Source organism: Nocardioides sp., from assembly GCF_036493135.1.
GTDB lineage: Bacteria > Actinomycetota > Actinomycetes > Propionibacteriales > Nocardioidaceae > Nocardioides.
This window is the reverse complement of the sequence record NZ_DASXQG010000061.1, coordinates 1-1,749: the sequence shown is the minus strand read 5'-3', so window position 1 is coordinate 1,749 and position 1,749 is coordinate 1. Positions and strand designations below refer to the sequence as shown.

Below are 1,749 nucleotides of genomic sequence, written 5' to 3'. Positions count from 1 at the left end.
GCGAAGTACGCCGAGATGTAGCCCTTGTCGAACCGCATGCCCTCGGTCAGCTCGAGGTCGATGCCGAAGGTGTTCGACTCCTCGACGGTGATGACGCCTTCCTTGCCGACCTTGTCCATCGCCTCGGCGATGATGTCGCCGACGCTCTGGTCGCCACCGGCGGAGATGGCCGCCACCGAGGCGATCTGCTCCTTGGTCTCGACGTCCTTCGACATCGCGGTCAGCTGCTCCGAGACGGCCTCGACGGCCTTCTCGATGCCCCGCTTGATGCTCATCGGGTTGGCGCCGGCGGCGACGTTGCGCAGGCCCTCGCGGACCATGGCCTGGGCCAGCACGGTCGCCGTCGTCGTACCGTCACCGGCGACGTCGTCGGTCTTCTTCGCGACCTCCTTGACGAGCTCGGCCCCGATCTTCTCGTAGGGGTCCTCCAGCTCGATCTCCTTGGCGATGCTCACACCATCGTTGGTGATGGTGGGCGCGCCCCACTTCTTCTCGAGGACGACGTTGCGGCCCTTGGGACCGAGCGTGACCTTGACCGCGTCGGCGAGTTGGTTCATCCCTCGCTCGAGACCGCGGCGGGCCTCCTCGTTGAAAGCAATCAGCTTCGGCATGTCTGTCAGCGATCCTTCTCAGACTTGGGTGGCCGGCTCGCTGCCCGCGACGGACGGCCAGGCTGCCCGGCGGACCCTTCCCACCGGCGCTACTGGCCTCAACTCACCGGACCAGGTGGTTGTCACTCTCGACACGAGAGTGCCAGCCCCATGTTTAGCACTCGCACCCAGCGAGTGCAAACGGCTGCAGGCGGTGAGAAGCGGCCCCGCAGCCGCTACCTTCTGCCCATGAAAGACCCACGCCGGCCGATCCGGCTCCCGGAGAAGGCGAGCACCGACCGGGCCGACCTCGACGCCCTCCTCGACACCGGCCGGGTGGGGCACTTCGCGGTGGTCGGCGAGGACGGCACTCCGGTCGTCATCCCGACGATGGTGGTGCGCGACGGCGACCGGATCCTGGCGCACGGGTCGACCGGGTCACGCTGGATGCGCCGGCTCGCCACGGGCGCGCCCACGTCGCTCGGGGTCACGGCGTACGACGGGGTGGTGGTCGCCCGCAGCGCCTTCGAGTCGTCGATCCGCTATCGGTCCGCCGTGGTCTTCGGTCGCTGCACGCCGGTGAGCGAGGACAAGGAGCGGTTCCTCGACCTGGTCACCGAAGCGCTCATCCCCGGCCGGAGCGCCGAGATCCGGCGGCCCACCAAGGCCGAGCTCGCCGCCACGCTCGTGCTGGCCCTGCCGCTCGAGGACTGGTCGCTGAAGATCTCGGCCGGCTGGCCCGAGGACGAGGACGACGACGTCGCCGGCCCGGCCTGGGCGGGCGTCGTCCCGGTGCGCGAGACGTACGGCGAGCCGCTCGCGGCGCCGGACCTGCGCGACGGCATCGCGGTGCCACCGTCGGTCCACGCGTTGGGTCGCTGACCCGCGCGCTCAGCTCGACAGCAGCTCCGGCCGCAGCTGGCTGAGGCTGAGCACGGCCCCACCGGGGTCCGTGACGACGACCTGCCTGAACGCCGGGGGCGCGTCGTACGGACCGGCCAGCACCGACCCACCGCGACGTGCGACCACGTCGACCCCGCGCTCGACGTCGTCGATCCAGAAGTCCACTCCCCAGGCCGTCCTCGCATCGGCCGGCGCGGGCATCATCACGGCGACGACGTCGCGCGGGACGGGCTGGGACTCCTCGCCGCCGACGTAC

At 70.4% G+C, this 1,749-nt stretch carries 3 protein-coding genes; 1 reads left to right on the top strand and 2 read right to left on the bottom strand.

Annotated elements, in window-relative coordinates; all coding sequences use genetic code 11:
• On the bottom strand, positions 1-611 hold a 611-nt coding region (locus tag VGJ24_RS10845), incomplete at its 3' end, for a TCP-1/cpn60 chaperonin family protein (RefSeq protein WP_331500596.1).
• A gap of 228 nt (positions 612-839) precedes the next feature.
• Between VGJ24_RS10845 and VGJ24_RS10840 the strand changes: the two genes are divergently transcribed.
• Complete coding sequence (locus VGJ24_RS10840) at positions 840-1,472, top strand: pyridoxamine 5'-phosphate oxidase family protein (RefSeq protein ID WP_331500595.1); 633 nt, start codon at positions 840-842, stop codon at positions 1,470-1,472.
• A gap of 9 nt (positions 1,473-1,481) precedes the next feature.
• Here the strand turns inward: VGJ24_RS10840 and VGJ24_RS10835 are convergent.
• The coding region (locus tag VGJ24_RS10835) for a VOC family protein (RefSeq protein ID WP_331500594.1) at positions 1,482-1,749 on the bottom strand (268 nt) is incomplete at its 5' end.